We start from the raw sequence: 18,030 nt of genomic DNA on the forward strand, positions 1-18,030 counted from the left end.
GCTGCGATCTTCGTCCGTTCCGGACCAGAGCCTTGTCCAGATTGCGGGCAGGCCCCTCTCGGCTGGATCGGCCGACGCGGAGTGAGAGGCACGCAATGATCATTCGATCTTCGGACCAACTCCCTCGTTTCACCCTGCTGAAGCGCTTTCCGGTGTCGAGGAACTTTGGCCTGGCTGCCGCCTCGCGCATCGAGCGTGGCCGCAGCTGGCCGGCTCCGCATGGGACACGCCGCACAAAGGCTTTCGACGTCTATCGCTACAATCCCGATTCCGGCCTCAATCCGTCGATCGACCGATTTGAGGTCGATCTCGACAATTGCGGGCCGATGGTTCTTGATGCGCTGATCTGGATCAAGAACAAGGTCGATCCGACGCTTGCATTCCGCCGCTCGTGCCGTGAAGGCGTCTGTGGTTCCTGCGCCATGAACATCGATGGAACCAACTGGCTCGCCTGCACGCGTTTTATCTCCGAGACGGACGAGCCCTGTCCGATCTATCCGCTGCCGGGCCTGCAGATCATAAAGGATCTGGTGCCTGACCTGACGCATCTCTATGAGCAATACGAGGCGGTCCAACCGTGGCTGACGTCGAAATCGCCGGAACCCGAGGTGGAGCGGATCCAGTCGATCGAGGAGCGTCAGAAACTCGATGGACTATACGAGTGTATCCTGTGTTTTTGCTGCTCCTCGGGCTGCCCAAGCTATTGGTGGAACGGTGATCGCTTTCTGGGGCCGGCGGCCCTTTTGCAGGCCTGGCGGTGGCTTGCCGACAGTCGTGACGAGGCCGCGACAGAACGGCTGGATCGGCTCGATGACCCGTTTCGTCTCTACCGTTGCCACACGATCCTCAATTGCACGCGTACCTGCCCCAAGGGGCTGAATCCTGGCAGGGCGATTGCCGAAATCAAGAAAATGATTGTCGAACGCCAGGTCGAAAAAGCCCAAGGCAGCAAGGGTTAGCCATGCAGAACGGGGTAAGCCGGAAGCGGCGGCCGAAGTCGCCCAATATACAGGTCTACCGGCCTCAGCTCACCTCCGTCCTCTCGATCGCCAATCGGATCAGCGGCGTTGTTGCGAGTGTGGGCGCGGTCGGTCTGGTGTTTTGGCTACTTGCCGCCGCGAATGGCGAGGAGAGCTACAGGTATGCGCAATGGATGCTGGCATCTCCGTTCGGGCAGGCGGGGCTTGCGCTGTTCGTCTTTGCCCTTCTGTTTCACCTGTGCGGCGGCATTCGTCATCTTGTCTGGGATGCAGGCTTCGGCTTCGAACTCGCCACGATCTATGTATCGGGTTGGAGCGTGGTGGTGGCAAGCGTTGTCCTGACCGTGGTCGTGTGGGGGAGCGCACGGCTCTTGATCCAACAATGAAGAGTGCTTGGCAGCATCGTTGCCATCCGCTCCACTCACGCAATGAGGTTCACATGAAGGAGGGCGCAAGGCACTGGTGGAGGGAGCGTCTGTCTGCGGTTGCGCTCATCCCTCTGACATTGTGGTTTCTCGCTTCGATTGTTGCTCACAGCGCGAGCGATTATGTCGCCTTCGTTGGTTGGCTGCGAAGCCCGATTTCGGCGGCAATGATGGTATTGCTCCTCGTTGCGAGCTTCTACCACACATGCCTCGGCCTGCAGGTCATCATCGAGGACTACGTTCATTCGCCGGGCAAGTGGGCGATAATAGCCATGATGCGGTTGGGCTGCGTGGTGTTGGCGGCGGCCGGGTGTCTCGCAGTTGGGAGCATCGTTCTAGGCCAATGAAGATGCACGGCGAGAAGCTTTCGCTACCATCATTCAGCCACGCGAAGCCAAACGGCCAGACTGTCCAAGCGATTGGACATATTGTCCCCGGTCGGCCGGAATGCGAAGCTCAAATGATTGATGTCATTGATCGTTCGAACTGGCATGGCGGTTGCTTGACGATCGACTGTTGGCCGCGGCCGCAGGCGTTTGCGACGCCGTGCTGGAAGTGGCCGGGACCGTTCCGGTCCCACTCCTGTCCACCCGAAAAGGTTGTGTCGATGCCAGAATATGATCTCTACATCAACGTCAAGAAGCCCGGCATAGGTCTCTACGTGCGCAAGGGCGCCGGTCTTCCCGATTTCGCCGATCCGAAGGAATGGGTCTTCGACGGCACCGCCGCACAGGATTTGTTGCCGCCGAGCGTCGTCGAAGGCCTTGCCGCCGACGGACACGTGTTCCGGGACATGGACTAGGGGCTGTTGATCGCGGAGCTGAAAATCGATCAAGTTGCACTGAGTTCAAGGCTTGGGTTTGATGCAACGATCGTGCCCCGAAATGCCTGCCAGATGGATCGAACATGGTCTCGAGCTTGCCACCTCCCGTCTCTCAATCGGTCGCCGCCAGGCTTACGCGGGCAGCGATATTCCTGGTCGTGACGATCAATCCCGGATCGGCGTCCGAGGAAACGGTTCGCGGCTTGTGCGCCGATCTCTCCAGCCTGCTCCGCGGCGTGGGTTTCCGCAATCTCAACGGACAGCTGTCGTGCGTCATGGGGTTCGGCTCCGATGCCTGGGACCGGCTGTTCGGGGCGCCGAGGCCGAAAGACCTGCATCCCTTTCGCGAAATTCGCGGCGTGCATACCGCCGTTTCGACGCCTGGCGACATCCTCTTTCACATCCGCGCTGCGAGCATGGACCTCTGCTTCGAACTCGCGACACATGTCATGTCGCGGCTCGCCGGCGCGGTCTCGACCATAGACGAGGTGCACGGCTTCAAGTTCTTCGATGACCGCGATCTGATCGGCTTTGTCGACGGAACCGAGAACCCGGTCGGCCAGGCCGCGGACGCGGCCACCCTTGTCGGCGATGAGGACGCCGCCTTTGGCGGCGGCGGCTACGTGATCGTGCAAAAATACCTGCACGACGTGGAGCGGTGGAACAAGGTGCCGGTCGAGGAACAGGAAAACATCATCGGCCGCCACAAGCTGTCCGACATCGAACAGCTCGATTCGGTGAAGAAGCCGTATGCACACAATGTCCTGACGTCGATTGAAGAAAACGGAGAGCAACTTCAGATCGTGCGCGACAACATGCCATTCGGCGAAGTGGGCAAGGGCGAGTTCGGCACCTATTTCATCGGCTACGCGCGGTCCCCTCATCGCATCGAGAAGATGCTGGAGAACATGTTTATCGGCAACCCGCCGGGCACTTACGACCATCTGCTGGATTTCAGCCGCGCGGTGACGGGGTCGCTGTTCTTCGTGCCGACGGCGACCTTCCTCGACGATGTCGACCCCGAGGCACGGCCGGATATCGACGCCAGCCCGGACGTTACGCCAACGCCCGCGGCGCCCCGGCCCGACGCTTCCGCCGGCGACGGTTCACTCGGTATCGGATCTTTGAGGAAAGAGGCAGGACATGAATAATCTCCATCGGGAACTGGCTCCCATCTCCAGCGCTGCCTGGGAACAGATCGAGGAGGAGGCGTCTCGTATGCTGAAGCGCCATCTGGCGGCGCGCCGTGTTGTCGACGTCGTCGGGCCGAAAGGGATCGACTTCTCAGCTGTCGGCACCGGTCATACCAGACAAATCCCTGGACCAGGTGAGGGGATTCAGACCGTATTGCGGGAAGCGAAACCGCTGGTCGAGCTTTGCGTCCCATTCGAGCTTTCGCGCCAGGCGATCGATGACGTGGAACGTGGCGCGACGGATTCGGATTGGTCCCCCGTGAAGGAAGCCGCACACAAGATTGCCTTTGCAGAGGATCGCGCCGTGTTCGACGGATATGCCGCGGCCAGCATTCAGGGCATCCGCGAAGGCAGCAGCAATCCTCATCTGATGCTTCCGTCCAACGTGAAGGCCTATTCGAGCGCCGCCGCCCAGGCGGTGAGCGAGTTGAAGCTCGCCGGCTGCAATGGGCCCTATGCTCTCGTGCTCGGTGCGGATGCCTACACTGCGGCGAGCGGGGGGAGCGATGACGGCTATCCGGTCTTCCACCATATCGAGCGAGTGGTCGACGGAGGCGTAATCTGGGCGCCTGCCGTTGCCGGCGCGTTCCTGCTCACAACCCGGGGCGGCGACTTCGAACTCGATATCGGGCAGGATATCTCGATCGGCTATTCGAACCATTCCGCCACGAGCGTAGAACTTTATTTCTTCCAGTCCTTTACGTTCAGACTTCTGACGACAGAGGCCTCTGTGGTCCTCGACCCCGAAAAAACGAGGAAATAGCCGACGAACGGCGCGAGTCCTTGGCGGAACAGAACGAATTTCGGCGCGCGACGCTTTGGAAGGGTGACGTTTGGCGAATCGCCATCCTGATCCAGCTCTTTTGTTGAAGCTGATCTTTTCCGAAAGCCGGTTCCCACTTTTCGGGATCATGCTCCAGCATCCGGCGTCGCCGCATTTCTGCCTTGGACAACATGTCGGGCGAACACCGACAAATTGTCCGGCGTCACCAAGGTTCTGCCTCGTAACTTATTAATATCGCTGCATTTCGAATTGGCACGTCTGTTGCTTGAGATTTGAAGCGGGACAAGGATTTTGCTGCGGATCAGAGCGCCGACAGAGGAGGAATGCGATGTCCAGAGATCATGATAGAGACTCGCACGGGTCACAGGATGCGCGGCGCCGCAAGCTCGATCATCAAACACGGAACGAATGGCTTGATCGTGATGCTGGCCTACAGGCCGCATGGCATGCCTCTAAGATGACCCGAGATGAGTTTATCCGCCACAATGAAAGATTAATCGATAAGGTTATAGTCGACAGTCAAGACTAGGCGGAACAACAGAGTTGTTGAACGTGTCTAATGATGTTGTCGTTGCGATCCCATGGTCGGCCCTGGCTGGCAATCTGGACTGTCTGCGGCTGGGATCGCATCAGAGCGCGAAGCAACCTGAAGAGTGCTCCGGGACGAAAATGGGGCTCCGCGAGATGCCAAGAAGATTTAGGATTGGCGATCATGTTAGCTGGAATTCCGAGGCTGGGCGGGTCTCGGGGAGGATTGTTGCCATCCACGCGACGAACTTCGACTACAAAGGGCACGTGCATTACGCCTCAGAAGACGATCCCCAATACGAGATCAAGAGCAACAAAACCGATCACGTCGCGGCCCATAAGGGCATCGCCCTCGACTATGCGTGAAGGCAGCGCATGGCGCTTCCTTTCGTCACGATCGGCCATTCCAACAGAAGCCTCGAAGAGTTCGTCGCTCTGTTGAACGGAGTCGGTATCGACCTTGTTACTGATATAAGGAAGGTGCCCATGTCCAGGGCCAACCCGCAGTTCAACCAAGACAGGTTGCGCGGCGAGGTGCCCATGTCCAGGGCCAACCCGCAGTTCAATCAAGACAGGTTGCGCGGCGCTTTGTCAGTTTTCCGCATATCATACGAATACGTTTCAGCCCTCGGCGGACTTCGCGGCAGGACGCCGGGCCTGCCGCCTGACATCAACGGTTTCTGGACGAACCAGAGCTTCCACAATTATGCCGACTATGCGCTTTCGCCACAGTTTCACGCAGGCATCGAGCTATTGCTCCACCAGCGCGAACGGCGCTGCGCGATCATGTGCTCTGAGGCGTTGTGGTGTCGGTGCCATCGCCGCATCGTCGCCGACTATCTCGTCGCCGTCGGGGAAACCGTTTTCCACATTTTGGGGCAGGGCCGCCTAGTGCCTGCTCGCCTCACCGAGGGTGCTGTGGTTCAACCCGGTGGAAAGGTCATCTATCCCGCGCGAAACGAATTGGATCCTTGAATGGTGACGGATCAGCTTCATCACATCGTCATCGTCGGAGCCGGCTTCGGCGGCTTGGAGGCTGCTCGCGGACTTGCAAGCGCTCCCGTGCGCGTGACGATGATCGATCGACGCAACCATCACCTCTTCCAGCCCTTGCTCTACCAGGTTGCGACCGCTTCGCTCGCGACCTCCGAGATCGCCTGGCCGATCCGATCCCTTCTCAGCAGCCACAAGAACGTCACGACATTGCTCGGTACGGTCGTCGGCATCGATACGCAGGACAGGAAGGTCCTTTTGGAGGACGAGGAACCGATCTCCTTCGATACCCTGATTTTGGCGACCGGGGCCCGCCACGCCTATTTCGGTCGCGACGAATGGGAACCATACGCGCCGGGCCTGAAGACGCTCGAGGATGCCACCACCATCAGGCGGCGGATACTGGCTGCTTTCGAGCAGGCGGAGTGGGAAAAGAATGAAACCGAACGGGCCGCGTATCTGACATTCGTGGTCATCGGCGCGGGTCCGACGGGCGTGGAACTGGCCGGCACGATCGCGGAGCTTGCCCGGGACACGCTGCGCAACGACTTTCGCAATTTCGATACGCGAAGTGTACACGTCGTCCTGGTCGAAGCAGGCCCCCGCATCCTTTCTGGCTTCACCGAGGATCTGTCCGCCTACGCCGAGCGCGCGCTCACCCGCCTTGGCGTCGAGATCAAGCTGGGACACGCCGTCTCGCAATGTGGGGAGGACGGCGTCGAACTCGGCGGGCAGTTTCTCCCCGCAAAAACCATTCTCTGGGCGGCGGGCGTTGCCGCCTCGCCTGCCGCCGATTGGCTCAATGCGCCGGCCGATCGCGCCGGCCGGATCCTCGTGCAGCCAGATCTGACCGTGCCGGGGCATCCGGATATCTTTGCCGTCGGCGATACGGCTCATGTTGAAACCGAGGACGGAAAGCCGGTCCCGGGCGTGGCGCCCGCCGCCAAGCAGGAGGGACGCTATGTCGCCGACGTGATCAAGGCGCGCCTGCGGGGCGCTTACACGCCGCCGCCCTTCGCGTACAAGAACGCCGGCAATCTCGCGACGATCGGCAAGCGGGCCGCCATCGTCGACTTCGGCTGGGTCAAGCTCAAGGGCCGGCTGGCTTGGTGGCTCTGGGGCGTCGCCCACATCTTCTTCCTTATTGGACTGCGGAACCGGCTTGCGGTCGCGCTGAACTGGGTCTGGATTCACTTCAGCGGCCATCGCAGCGCCCGTCTGATCACGCAGGGCAGGGCCAGGAAGGGCGCGCTCAATCCATCGCAGCAGCGTGCGGCCTCCAAAGCAGAATGAAATCGGCGGGATCAACGTGCTATCGTGGAACAACGGCTGACATAAGAAACGATGCAGCCGATATCGAAGGAGATCCGCGATCGGTGAGGCGCCCATGACCGAAACCATGGCGGGCATGCGCAAGCTGCCCTCTGTCGCGACGCTTCTCGAGCGGGTGCCGCCGGCTCTGTTTCACCGGTTTGGGCGAACAGCCGTGACGGATGCGATCCGCGGCGCGATCGACACGGCGCGAAAGGAGATCATGGCTGGCGCGCCTGTTGCGTCGGCGGAAGATCTTCTGACCAATTCGCTGATCAGGCTGGAGCAGAAATACCGTTCGGACCTGCGTCCGCTGTTCAACCTGACCGGCACCGTGTTGCACACCAATCTCGGACGCGCCTTGCTTGCCGAAGCGGCGATCGAGGCGGCAACAGGGGCGATGCGCGACGCCGTGGCGCTCGAATTCGATCTCGAAACTGGCCAACGCGGCGAGCGCGACGAGCATGTGCGCGGACTCTTGTGCGAACTGACCGGCGCGGAAGACGCAACCGTCGTCAACAACAATGCCGCCGCGGTCCTGCTCGCGCTCAACACGCTTTCGCAAGGTCGCGAGGCGATCGTCTCGCGCGGCGAATTGATCGAGATCGGCGGGGCGTTCCGCATGCCCGACATCATGGCCCGCGCCGGCGCGCTGATGGTCGAGGTGGGAACCACCAATCGTACCCATGCCAAGGACTATCGCGCCGCGCTCGGTGAGCGGACGGGCGCCATCCTCAAGGTTCATACATCGAATTACCGCATCCAGGGCTTCACCGCCGAAGTCGGCGCTGCCGAGCTTGCAGCCATAGCCGATGCCGCCGGGGTCTCTCTTGTCAACGATCTCGGATCGGGCTCGCTGGCCGATCTGTCGCGCTATGGGATGCGCGACGAGCCGACCGTTCGCGAGGCCGTCCAGCAGGGGGCGGGCATAGTGACCTTTTCCGGCGACAAGCTGCTGGGCGGCCCCCAGGCAGGCTTCATCGTCGGGCGCGCGGATCTGATAGCGGCGGTGAACCACAATCCGATGAAGCGGGCGCTGCGCGTCGACAAGATCAGGCTTGCGGCGATCGAGGCCACTTTGAAACTCTATCTCGATCCTGACCGGCTGGCCGAACGCCTGCCGACGCTCAGGCTGCTCGCCCGCCCCAGAGAGGACATCGAGGCGCAGGCGCGTCGCCTGCAGCCGATGCTGGCGCAAGCGGTGGGCAACGAGTTTGAGGTCTCGCTATGCGCTTGCGACAGCCAGATCGGATCCGGCGCCCTGCCGCTCGATACGATCGCGAGCGCCGGCCTCGCGGTTCGGCCGCGATCGGGCAGCGGCGCGCTGAACCGGCTGGCCGCGGCGCTGCGCGCGTTGACGAGGCCCGTCATCGGCCGCACCGCGGATGGCGGCCTGGTTCTCGATCTGCGCTGCCTGACCGACGAAGACGCCTTTGTCTCGACGCTGGCCGAACTGGCGGCAAGGGGGCCGGTCGACGCTCGGCAGCATCCATGATTATCGGCACCGCCGGACATATCGACCACGGAAAAACGGCTCTCGTCAAAGCGCTGACAGGGGTCGAGGGCGATCGGCTGAAGGAAGAAAAGGCGCGCGGCATCACCATCGACCTCGGCTTCGCCTATCTTCCGGTCGAGGGCGGCCGACGGCTCGGCTTCATCGACGTTCCGGGGCATGAGCGCTTTGTCCACACGATGCTCGCCGGAGCAACGGGCATCGACTTCGCGCTGCTGGTCGTGGCGGCCGACGACGGCATCATGCCGCAAACTCGCGAGCATCTGGCAATCATCGACCTGCTTGGAATCCGGCGGGGCATCATCGCCCTGACCAAATCGGACCTTGCGACGCCCGAGCGGCTTGCGCAGGTGAGCGCCGAGATTCGCGCAATGGTCGCAGAGACCGCCTTGGAAGGCGCCGATGTGCTGCCGGTATCCGCCGTAACCGGCCAAGGCGTCGAGCATCTGCGCGGCCGGCTGGCGGCCGCCGCCGCCGGCGAGCTGCCGCGTTCCAGCGCCGACCAGCGTTTCCGGTTGGCCGTCGACCGTGTCTTCACGCTTGCCGGGATCGGCGTGGTGGCGACTGGAACCATCCTGACCGGAACAGTGCGGGTCGGCGATCGGGTGCGCATAAGTCCTTTCGGATTGGCCGCGCGCGTGCGGTCGCTGCACGTGCAGAACGAGCCGGCGGAGTCAGGCCGTGCCGGGGATCGTTGTGCGCTCAACCTGCAGGGCGAGGAGATTTCCAAGGAGGCCGTCCACCGTGGCGATATGGTGCTCGATCCGGAACTGCATGCGCCGACGGACCGTATCGACGCCAGGTTGAAGCTGCTGCCGAGCGAGAGCAAGGGATTGCGGCAATGGTTCCCGGTGCGCCTGCATCATGCCTCGGCCGAGGTCGGCGCCCATGTCGTCCTCCTGGGCGAGGCGGCGCTCGATCCTGGCATGGGCGCGGATGTGCAACTGGTCCTGGATCGCCCGATCGCGGCGGCTGCGCTCGATCGCTTCGTGATCCGGGACACTTCGGCCCAGAGGACCATGGGCGGCGGACAGTTCCTCGACCTGAGACCGCCGGCACGGCGGCGGCGAACGCCCGAGCGCGCGGCATTGCGTGCCGCGCTGTCCTTGAGCGATCCGCGACAGGCCTTCGCCGCGCTGCTCGAAACAAGCCCCTATTTCCAAGATGTGGGTGGCTTCGCCAGCGATCGCGCGCTGGCACCGGGCGAACGGGAGAGCCTGCCGGCCGCGGTGGATGCGATCGTCCTGCCCGTCGAGGCGGACCGGATCGCCGTTTCGCGCTCGCGGTGGCATGCCTACACATCGGCGCTGCTCAACGCGCTTGCCACCTTCCACGCGCAATATCCGGACCTGCAAGGCATCGGCCGCGAAAAGCTCCGCCTGCTGTTGCAGCCGCGGCTGCCTGCCGCCGTGTTTGCCGCCGCGCTGCAGAAGGTGGCACGCGACCATGCCATCGCGCTGGACGGCGCGTTCGTGCGTCTGGCGACGCACACGGTCCGGCTCACCCCAAAGGACGAAGCGCTCTGGCATGCCGTCGAGTCGTTGCTCGGCGGCGCGGCCCAGTACAGGCCGCCGCGCGTGCGCGATATTGCAGTGCTGACGGGGCAGGGGGAGCGCGATATCCGGCGGCTCCTGAAATTGGTCGGTCGGCTCGGTTTCGTCGACGAGGTGGCGATCGACCACTTCTTCCTGCGCAGCACGGTTCGCCAGATGGTCGCCATCGCCGCCGACCTTGCAGGTCCCTCGGGGAATGGTGCCTTCACGGCGGCCCAGTTTCGCGATCGACTGGACAATGGCCGCAAGGTCGCGATCCAGATACTCGAATTTTTCGATCGCCACGGGGTCACCCTTAGCCGGGGCGACCAGCGTCGTACCAACAGGCATCGTCTGGATTTGTTCGGTCCGTTGACGCCTCAGCCGCGTCGTGATCGGAGTGATCCTGGAAGAGAATCGTCCCCGGTGGGGCGTTCGGACTTCAAATCCGAGTGAGGCAGCGAGACTGTCTTTGGTGGGTTCGACTCCCGCTCTCTTCCGCCATCATCCCGGAACCTCTGCCCGACACCACCGTGAGATCGCGACGTCGTGCTACCTTCCGTTAGGGTTGGAAATCTTGTCCGGTTGAATGGACAAGTTGTCCATGTATTTCAAATAGATATCATGCTGTATTAGATATCGCGCAACAACGAGATCGCCATGGAGCAAGATTAGAGCCCTCATTGTCCGCTCGCGGTCGAGGCCATGTCCGACACCGCTGCCCACCCTGAGGGACAAACCGACTTTGCGATGAGGACAAAATGACGAACGTCGAACACACTCCGGACCCGCGAATCAAGGAACGCGACAAGACCGGGCCACACCTTACCAAGCATGAAAACCTAGGCCTCAACGGCCGGATAGCCGTGGTCATCACCAACATCGTCGGCACGATGTGGTGCGCTTACGCCTTTGGGGGAATTGCCCTTATCAGCCTGCCGTCGGCGATCTATGGCGGCGTGGCCACACTGATTGCCTGGGTCGCCCAGACATTTCTGCAGTTGGTTCTGCTTTCGGTGATCATGGTGGGGCAGAAGGTTGCGGCCGCGGCTTCCGACAAACAGGCGCTGCAGACCTACAGGGACGCTCAGGCGCTCTTGAGGATCCAGGACGAATTGCAGCGGCTGATCCAGCTCAACAACAAGCTGACGGAAGAGATCCACACCGCGGTCGTTGCAAAGGGCACCGCCGCACCAGCCTAAGCAGGCCATTGCGCGAATGATGTCGTTAAGCCACAACGACAGTGCCGTCGCCGGCCGATACTGCACCGACGATGCTCGCGCGCGGATAACCCGCGGCTACGATTCTTGCCCGAAGCGGTTCCGCCCGTTCGGCCGCGCAGGCAACCAGCAGGCCGCCGGATGTCTGCGGATCGGTGAGCAGCGCGCGCCGCCATTCCGGCGTGTCGGGCGGCAGCAGGACTTGCTCCCCGTAGCTCGCCCAGTTTCTGTTTGACGCTCCGGTGATGAAGCCTGCCTTGGCGAGCGCCTCGGCCTCGGCAAGATACGGAATGCGAGCGCTCTCGATGGTCACGTGCACATTGCTTCCCCGCGCAAGCTCCAGGGCATGGCCCAGTAGACCGAAACCCGTTACGTCGGTGATCGCGTGCACATCGTCATCTTGGGCGAGATCGCCGCCGATCCTGTTCAGCAGTGTCGTCGACGCGATCATTTCGGCATAGGCCGCTTCGGGCAGCTGCAGCTTCTTGAATGCCGCGGAGTAGACGCCAACGCCGATGCCCTTGGTCAGGATGAGCGCATCCCCCGGCCGCGAGCCGGAGTTCCTGCGGATGGTGCGCGGGCTTCCGAGGCCGATGACAGCCAACCCGTAGATCGGCTCGACGGAATCGATCGAGTGGCCGCCCGCGACGGGAATGCCTGCCTCGGCGCAGATCGACGCGCCGCCTTCCAGGATGGCGCGGACCGTCTCGATCGGCAATTTCCCGAGCGGCATGCCGAGAACGGCCAGAGCCATGATCGGCTTTCCGCCCATGGCGTAGATATCGGACACCGCATTGGCCGCGGCAATGCGTCCGAAATCGCGCGGATCGTCGACGACGGGCATGAAGAAATCGGTCGTCGCGATCACGCAGGTCTCTTCGTCGATTTGCCAGACCGCGGCGTCGTCGCCGGTCTCGGTGCCGACAAGGAGCTGTGCGAACGGCGCGGAAGACGGCTGGCCGGCCAGCAGCTTCTGAAGCACCGACGGCGCCAGTTTGCAGCCGCACCCCCCGCCATGGGCGAGATCGGTGAGGCGAACGCTCGAAGTCGGCATCAATGGATCCATCCCCGATCTGGCGACTTGGCTTGTCATTGTTGCCGACCTCCTATCCACTTCTAGGCAACCAGCAGCAGCGGATTTGGCGCATGACGCGACCAACCCGCCTCGGCAACCAGGATATCGATGCCAAGGCTGGCGAGATCGTCCGCATATGGATCAGCCTGCATATCCTGCTTCTGATAAATCAGCTTCGAGTAGGTGTGGCAGGCGTTGCACGTTTCGGCTCTTACCAGGCCGGTGTCGCCTTCGATCCCCTCGAGCGCGACGGTACGCGTATCCTCGCAGGTGATGCAAGTGGCACGAACGTGCACCCAGGCTGTCGAGCACAGCGAACAATAAAGATAGCGGATGCCGGGGGTCTTGCCCGTCGCTGTAACCAGGCCAACGCTCGGGGTCGACCCGCAGCAGGGGCATAGGCCTGGCTGCTGGAGAAGTTGAAGCTTGCCGGCCGGCAGTCTTGCTGCCAGCGTCGAGAAATAGACCTGAAGCGCCGCCGCGACATAAAGCGCTTCGCCGGCTTCCTCGACCTGGACATCGCCGTGGAGGAATCGTTCGGCAAACGCCTCGATGGCGGTCGCTTCGGCGGTGCGGAGCCTGGCAATGACCTCGCGCGCCTGGGTTGGCAAGGGGCGGGCCTCGATCTCGTCCAGGATGGACGCCAGCGCTGTCCGCCAGGCTGGATCGCGACGATGTCCGTCGGCGGCATAAGGCGGCATGCCTGCTTCCACGGCCTGATCGATGGTCGACGACGATGCGCCTTCGATGGCCGAGACGGCGTCGAGCGCCTGTCGCTGTGCCGAAGCCAGGCGCGCCATGAACGACAGCCAGCCCTCCATCGGGTGATCCAACGCAAGCGTCGCTAGGCGCACCGCGGTCGCAGTGAAGCGTGCGCCAGGATCGGGCAGGACCACGGTGTCCGGCGACGTGACGCCGCCAGTCGCCGATCCCTGCCATTTCCCGGTGCTTGGGCTGCCGCCTTGCCTCAAATCAAATCCTCACCTGCCGAGATCGCGATTGGCGCCCGGGGTCGGCCCGCGCGATTGCGTCTGCGCCAGACGGCGTAGCCACAGGCGATGATGACGCCACGCCCAGCCGGGAGTCACATAGCCCTGCGTCATGGCGCGCATCGACCCGCTGACCCAGATCGCGGCGTAGACGTGGATCATCCAAAGGATGATCGCGCCGATTGCGCAGAGGCTGTGGATGAGCAACGTGATGCGCTGCGTCTCGATCGAGGTATAGGCGCTGAAATAGACCTCCCAAACGGTCAGGCCGGTGAAGAACAACACCGGCACCAGAAAAGCCATGCCCCAGAACACGAGTTTCTGGCCGGCGTTGAATCGGGCGACCTCGGGGACGTCCTCTTCGTCGTTGACGATGACGCGGTTGATTTTGGCCATCCATCTGACATCACCCATGCTCGGCAAGTTATCGCGCCAGAACTGGATGATGAGGCAGAGATAGCTCACGAACAGCACGCAACCGATCCAGGGGTGAACAGCCCTGGTCCATTGGCCACCACCGAACAGGTTGGACAGCCAGAACAGCAAGGGATGGAACATCGCTAGCCCCGACAGGACGAGGAGCACGAAGCATCCCGCGGTCAGCCAGTGATTGATGCGCATCATCGCGCTGGCCCGAATGATCGTGCCCTTCGGATAGGTCATGCGGACTTCTCCTTCGTCGATCGGATCAGGTCCTCGGCATGATGACTATCTTCTTCGTCGACCTTGTTGGGACCGACCGTGATCCAGTGGAGGAATGCCGCCGCCGCCGTGAAAGCCATGCCCGCCAACGCCACCGGCTTGACCAGCCCTTTCCAGAAACCGACGAACTCGCTGATGTGCGGGTCTTCCGGCAGGTTGGCATAGATGGCGGGCTTGTCGGCGTGTTGCAGGACATACATCACATGCGTGCCGCTGACGCCCGGCGGATCATAGAGGCCGGCGTTTTCGAAGCCGCGCGATTTCAGCTCGTCCACGCGCTCGCCAGCCCATTCGGTCATGTCGGTCTTCGAGCCGAACATGATCGCGCCGGTCGGGCAGGCCTTGACGCAGGCGGGCTCGAGGCCGACCGTCACGCGGTCCGAGCACAGAGTGCATTTGTACGACTTGTGGTCGACCTGGCTGACGCGCGGAATGTTGAACGGGCATCCCTTCTCGCAATAGCCGCAACCGATGCAGTTCTCGCTGATGAAATCGACGATGCCGTTGGCGTGCTGGACGATGGCGCCAGGGGCCGGGCATGCCTTGAGGCAGCCGGGGTCCTCGCAATGCATGCAGCCATCCTTGCGGATCAGCCACTCCAGATCGCCCTTCTCATTTTCCCATTCGGCGAAGCGCATCAGCGTCCAGACGCTGGGTCCGAGATCCATCGGATTGTCGTAGCTGCCTTCGAAGTGTCCGACTTCGGGGCGCAGATTGTTCCATTCCATGCATGCCGACTGACAGGCCTTGCAGCCGATGCAGCGCGAGACGTCGATGAGCTTGGCGACTTCCTGCTCGTGGTTGCGAACAGTCGGCGGGGTCAGCGTCGTGGCCGAGATGCGGATGAAGTCTTGTGCTTGAAGATCGCTCATGGCCGCCCTCTAGACCTCCGGACCGTTCGACTTCGCGACGTTCACGAGGAACGCCTTGAATTCCGGCGTTTGCGTGTTGGCGTCGCCAACTGACGGAGTCAGCGTGTTGGCTCCGTAGCCCTTGCGAGCCTGTCCGGTGAAACCCCAATGGATGGGGCAGCCGATCACATGCGTCGGCTTGCCGTCGACCATGAGCGGCTTGATGCGCTTGGTGACATAGGCCTTGCAGACGACCTCACCGCGCTTCGACGAGACTTTCACCCAGTCCGCCTGGCCTATGCCCTTCTCCTTCGCGAGTTCCTCGCCGATCTCGACGAACTCTTCCGGCTGCAGGATCGCGTTGATCAGCGCATGCTTGGTCCAGTAGTGGAAGTGTTCGGTCAGCCGGTACGTTGTCGCGACATAGGGAAAGTCCGGCGCCGCGCCGAAGTTCTTGCGGTCGTCCGGAAACACACGCGCCACCGGATTGGATCGGACCTTCGGATGCAGAACGTTCTCGGCGGGTGACTCGAGGGGCTCGTAGTGTTCGGGGAACGGCCCCTCGACCATGGTGTTGCGCGCGAACAGGCGTGCGAGGCCTTCGGCATTCATGATGAATGGTCCGACGCCGGTGGATGGGCCGGCTGTCGGCGGGATATCGGGCACGTCGATGCCGGCCCAGCGTTCGCCGGTCCATTCGATGACAGGCTTCTTCGGGTTCCAGGCCTTGCCGTTCAGGTCGGCGCTGGCGCGATTGTAAAGGATGCGCCGATTGGCTGGCCACGCCCAGGCCCAACCCGAAGCAATGCCCTGGTCCCGCGGATCGGTGGTATCCCGCCGGGCCATCTGGTTGCCTTTTTCGGTGTAGCACCCGGTGAAGATCCAGCAGCCGGACACCGTCGTGCCGTCATCCTTGAGCTGCGCGAAACTGTCGAGCAGTTGCCCGGCCTTGAGCGTCACCGCGCCGGTCGCGGTGTCCTTGATGTCGGCCAGTGTCCGTCCGTTCATCTCTTTGGCCAATTCTTCCGGATCGGGAGATGTCGGATCTACGTAATCCCAGGTGAGATTCATCATCGCATCCGTGAACGGACCACCTTCCTTCTGGTAGAGCTCCTTCAACCGGCGGAACAGGTTTGCCATGATCCAGATGTCGGACTGGGCCTCGCCTGGCGGCTCCGCGGCCTTCCAGTGCCATTGCAGCCAACGCGCCGAATTCACCAGCGATCCGTTCTCTTCGGCGAAGCAACTCGTCGGCAGTTGGAAGACTTCGGTCTGGACTTCCGCCGGATCGGACGGATTCTGTGGCCCGAAATCCTCCCAGAACCGTGACGTCTCGGTGTCGAGCGGGTCCATCGTCACCAGAAATTTGAGCTTGCTCAGCCCGCGCCGGATCTTGCCTCGATCCGGGAAGGCCTGGAGCGGATTGAAGCCTTGGCAGATGTACCCGGTCATCTCGCCGTTGCTCATCATCTCGAAAGCCTTGATGATGTCGTAGAGCGGTATGTCCAGCTTCGGCAGCCAGTCGTAGGCCCAGTTGTTTTCGGGTTTCGCGGCAGCTCCGAACATCGTCTTCTGGAAGCTGACGAAGAATTTGCGATAATTCTGCCAGTAACTGATCTGTCCAGGCCGCAGCGGAACGAACTGACGCGTCTTCATGTAGTCGTCGAAGGTCGTCTCCTTGTCGCCCGGCAGCGTCATGTAGCCAGGCATCAGGTTGGAGAGTAGACCGATATCCGTCAGGCCCTGGATATTGGAATGACCGCGCAGGGCGTTCATGCCGCCGCCGGCGACGCCGATATTGCCGAGCAGAAGCTGCACCATGGCCATGGTGCGGATGTTCTGAGACCCGACCGAGTGCTGGGTCCACCCGAGTGCGAACAGGGATGTCAGAGCCTTGTCCGGAGCCGCGGTCGTCGCCAGAAGATCGCAGACCTGCAGAAACTTGTCCTGCGGCGTGCCGGTGATGCGCGACACCATCTCAGGGGTGTAGCGGTCGACATGTTTTCGCAGCAGGTTGATGACGCAGCGCGGATGCTGCAAGGTGTCATCGGCCTTGGCGAAACCCTGCTCGTCGAACTCGTATTCCCAGCTCGACTTGTCGTAGCTGTGCGTCTCCTCGTTGTAGCCGGTGAACAGGCCGTCCTGGAAACCGAACTCCTCCTTCACGATCAGACCGGCATTGGTGAAGGCCCGCACGTAGTCATGCTGGATTTTGTCCTTCTCCAGCAGATAGCGGATGAGGCCGTTCAGGAAGGCAATGTCGGTGCCCGGGCGGATCGGCGCATAGAGATCGGCGACTGACGCTGTTCGAGTGAAGCGTGGGTCGACCACGACGAGCTTGGCGCCGTTCTCGATCTTCGCTTCGATGACCCATTTGAAGCCGCAGGGATGCGCTTCGGCGGCGTTGCCGCCCATCACGATCACCACGTTGGCATTCTTGATGTCCTGCCAGGTGTTGGTCATTGCACCGCGACCGAATGTTGGAGCCAGACTGGCCACCGTCGGTCCGTGTCAGACACGCGCTTGGTTGTCGAACACCACCATGCCGAGGGAGCGGGCCACCTTCCAGGTGAGGAAAGCGGTTTCGCTGGACGACGCGGAAGCCGCCAGCATGCCAACGCTGGTCCAGCGGTTGACGGTGGCGCCGTCCTTGTTCCTGGCAACGAAGTTCTTGTCGCGGTCGTCCTTCATCAGCCGCGTGATGCGGTCGAGCGCGAAGTCCCAGGTGACCTCCTTGAACTCGTTCGTTCCCGGCGCGCGGTAGCGTGGCGCCGTCAGCCGCGTTGGCGCGTGAACGATATCCAGCAGAGCCGATCCCTTCGGACACAATGTTCCGCGGTTCACGGGATGGTCTGGATCGCCTTCGATGTGGATGATGTTGGAACGAGCATTCTTTGCCCGGTCACCCACGCTGTAGATCAGGATGCCGCATGCCACAGAACAATAGGTGCAGGTGTTGCGGGTTTCCGTTGTGGCGGCCAGCTTGAAGGCGCGGACAGAGGAGGCAAGCGCTTCGCCGACATGGCCGAAACCCAACGCACCCATGCTGGATGCTGCCAATCCAGCCGCTGTCAGCTTGATGAAACCTCGGCGATTCAAGTTCATTGCCTT

Annotated in this window: 17 protein-coding genes and 1 tRNA gene; 13 read left to right on the forward strand and 5 right to left on the reverse strand. The window is 62.1% G+C overall.

The genetic code is table 11. The features are described 5' to 3' along the window. Nucleotides 1-95: 95 nt before the first annotated feature. From FJ934_RS11705 to FJ934_RS11760, 13 genes are all read left to right on the forward strand, one after another. A complete protein-coding gene (locus tag FJ934_RS11705) occupies nt 96-959 on the forward strand; it encodes a succinate dehydrogenase iron-sulfur subunit (protein WP_140609785.1) in 864 nt (287 codons plus the stop codon). A gap of 2 nt (nt 960-961) precedes the next feature. Continuing rightward, complete coding sequence (gene sdhC / locus FJ934_RS11710; protein ID WP_140609786.1) at nt 962-1,366, forward strand: succinate dehydrogenase, cytochrome b556 subunit; 405 nt, start codon at nt 962-964, stop codon at nt 1,364-1,366. Next, the gene (sdhD, locus tag FJ934_RS11715; RefSeq protein WP_140609787.1) at nt 1,363-1,752 is read left to right on the forward strand and encodes a succinate dehydrogenase, hydrophobic membrane anchor protein; all 390 of its coding nucleotides are present in this window, start codon (nt 1,363-1,365) and stop codon (nt 1,750-1,752) included. Before sdhC ends, sdhD begins: the two co-directional genes overlap by 4 nt. Before the next feature lie 260 nt (nt 1,753-2,012). Beyond that, nucleotides 2,013-2,207 carry a hypothetical protein gene (locus FJ934_RS11720; protein ID WP_140609788.1) on the forward strand — a complete coding sequence of 65 codons (195 nt, stop codon included), beginning with the start codon at nt 2,013-2,015 and terminating at the stop codon, nt 2,205-2,207. A gap of 104 nt (nt 2,208-2,311) precedes the next feature. Continuing rightward, entirely contained in the window at nt 2,312-3,379 is a 1,068-nt protein-coding gene (locus tag FJ934_RS11725; protein WP_140609789.1) for a Dyp-type peroxidase, read from the forward strand. Further along, entirely contained in the window at nt 3,372-4,184 is an 813-nt protein-coding gene (locus FJ934_RS11730) for a family 1 encapsulin nanocompartment shell protein (RefSeq protein ID WP_140609790.1), read from the forward strand. Before FJ934_RS11725 ends, FJ934_RS11730 begins: the two co-directional genes overlap by 8 nt. A 705-nt stretch (nt 4,185-4,889) precedes the next feature. Then, nucleotides 4,890-5,099, forward strand: coding sequence for a DUF2945 domain-containing protein (locus tag FJ934_RS11735; RefSeq protein ID WP_140609824.1), 210 nt, complete (start codon nt 4,890-4,892; stop codon nt 5,097-5,099). Nucleotides 5,100-5,108: 9 nt separating this feature from the next. Continuing rightward, the gene (locus FJ934_RS11740; RefSeq protein WP_140609791.1) at nt 5,109-5,708 is read left to right on the forward strand and encodes a DUF488 domain-containing protein; all 600 of its coding nucleotides are present in this window, start codon (nt 5,109-5,111) and stop codon (nt 5,706-5,708) included. After that, a complete protein-coding gene (locus tag FJ934_RS11745; protein WP_140609792.1) occupies nt 5,709-7,019 on the forward strand; it encodes an NAD(P)/FAD-dependent oxidoreductase in 1,311 nt (436 codons plus the stop codon). It begins immediately after the preceding gene. 94 nt (nt 7,020-7,113) lie between these two features. Beyond that, nucleotides 7,114-8,532 carry an L-seryl-tRNA(Sec) selenium transferase gene (selA, locus tag FJ934_RS11750; RefSeq protein WP_140609793.1) on the forward strand — a complete coding sequence of 473 codons (1,419 nt, stop codon included), beginning with the start codon at nt 7,114-7,116 and terminating at the stop codon, nt 8,530-8,532. Then, complete coding sequence (gene selB, locus FJ934_RS11755) at nt 8,529-10,538, forward strand: selenocysteine-specific translation elongation factor (RefSeq protein ID WP_140609794.1); 2,010 nt, start codon at nt 8,529-8,531, stop codon at nt 10,536-10,538. Before selA ends, selB begins: the two co-directional genes overlap by 4 nt. Further along, nucleotides 10,491-10,586, forward strand: a tRNA-Sec gene (locus tag FJ934_RS27970). Before selB ends, FJ934_RS27970 begins: the two co-directional genes overlap by 48 nt. Before the next feature lie 257 nt (nt 10,587-10,843). After that, nucleotides 10,844-11,284: a hypothetical protein gene (locus FJ934_RS11760; protein WP_140609795.1), complete on the forward strand. Its 441-nt coding sequence runs from the start codon at nt 10,844-10,846 to the stop codon at nt 11,282-11,284. Nucleotides 11,285-11,309: 25 nt separating this feature from the next. Here the strand turns inward: FJ934_RS11760 and selD are convergent, their stop codons facing one another. The 5 genes from selD to fdnG all read right to left on the reverse strand — a co-directional run bounded on the left by selD (nt 11,310) and on the right by fdnG (nt 18,024). Next, nucleotides 11,310-12,356, reverse strand: a complete 1,047-nt coding sequence (gene selD / locus FJ934_RS11765; protein WP_140609796.1) for a selenide, water dikinase SelD — start codon at nt 12,354-12,356, stop codon at nt 11,310-11,312. 62 nt (nt 12,357-12,418) lie between these two features. Further along, nucleotides 12,419-13,348 (reverse strand): formate dehydrogenase accessory protein FdhE, encoded by a 930-nt coding sequence (gene fdhE / locus FJ934_RS11770; protein ID WP_140609797.1) that lies wholly within the window; start codon nt 13,346-13,348, stop codon nt 12,419-12,421. A 9-nt stretch (nt 13,349-13,357) separates the two neighbouring features. Further along, nucleotides 13,358-14,029 carry a formate dehydrogenase subunit gamma gene (locus FJ934_RS11775; RefSeq protein WP_140609798.1) on the reverse strand — a complete coding sequence of 224 codons (672 nt, stop codon included), beginning with the start codon at nt 14,027-14,029 and terminating at the stop codon, nt 13,358-13,360. Then, complete coding sequence (gene fdxH, locus FJ934_RS11780; protein WP_140609799.1) at nt 14,026-14,940, reverse strand: formate dehydrogenase subunit beta; 915 nt, start codon at nt 14,938-14,940, stop codon at nt 14,026-14,028. The genes FJ934_RS11775 and fdxH overlap by 4 nt, the downstream gene beginning before the upstream one ends. Nucleotides 14,941-14,949: 9 nt before the next feature. Beyond that, the gene (fdnG, locus tag FJ934_RS11785) at nt 14,950-18,024 is read right to left on the reverse strand and encodes a formate dehydrogenase-N subunit alpha (protein WP_140609800.1); all 3,075 of its coding nucleotides are present in this window, start codon (nt 18,022-18,024) and stop codon (nt 14,950-14,952) included. Nucleotides 18,025-18,030: the final 6 nt, after the last annotated feature.

Source organism: Mesorhizobium sp. B2-4-12, from assembly GCF_006441575.1.
Taxonomy (GTDB): Bacteria; Pseudomonadota; Alphaproteobacteria; order Rhizobiales; family Rhizobiaceae; genus Mesorhizobium.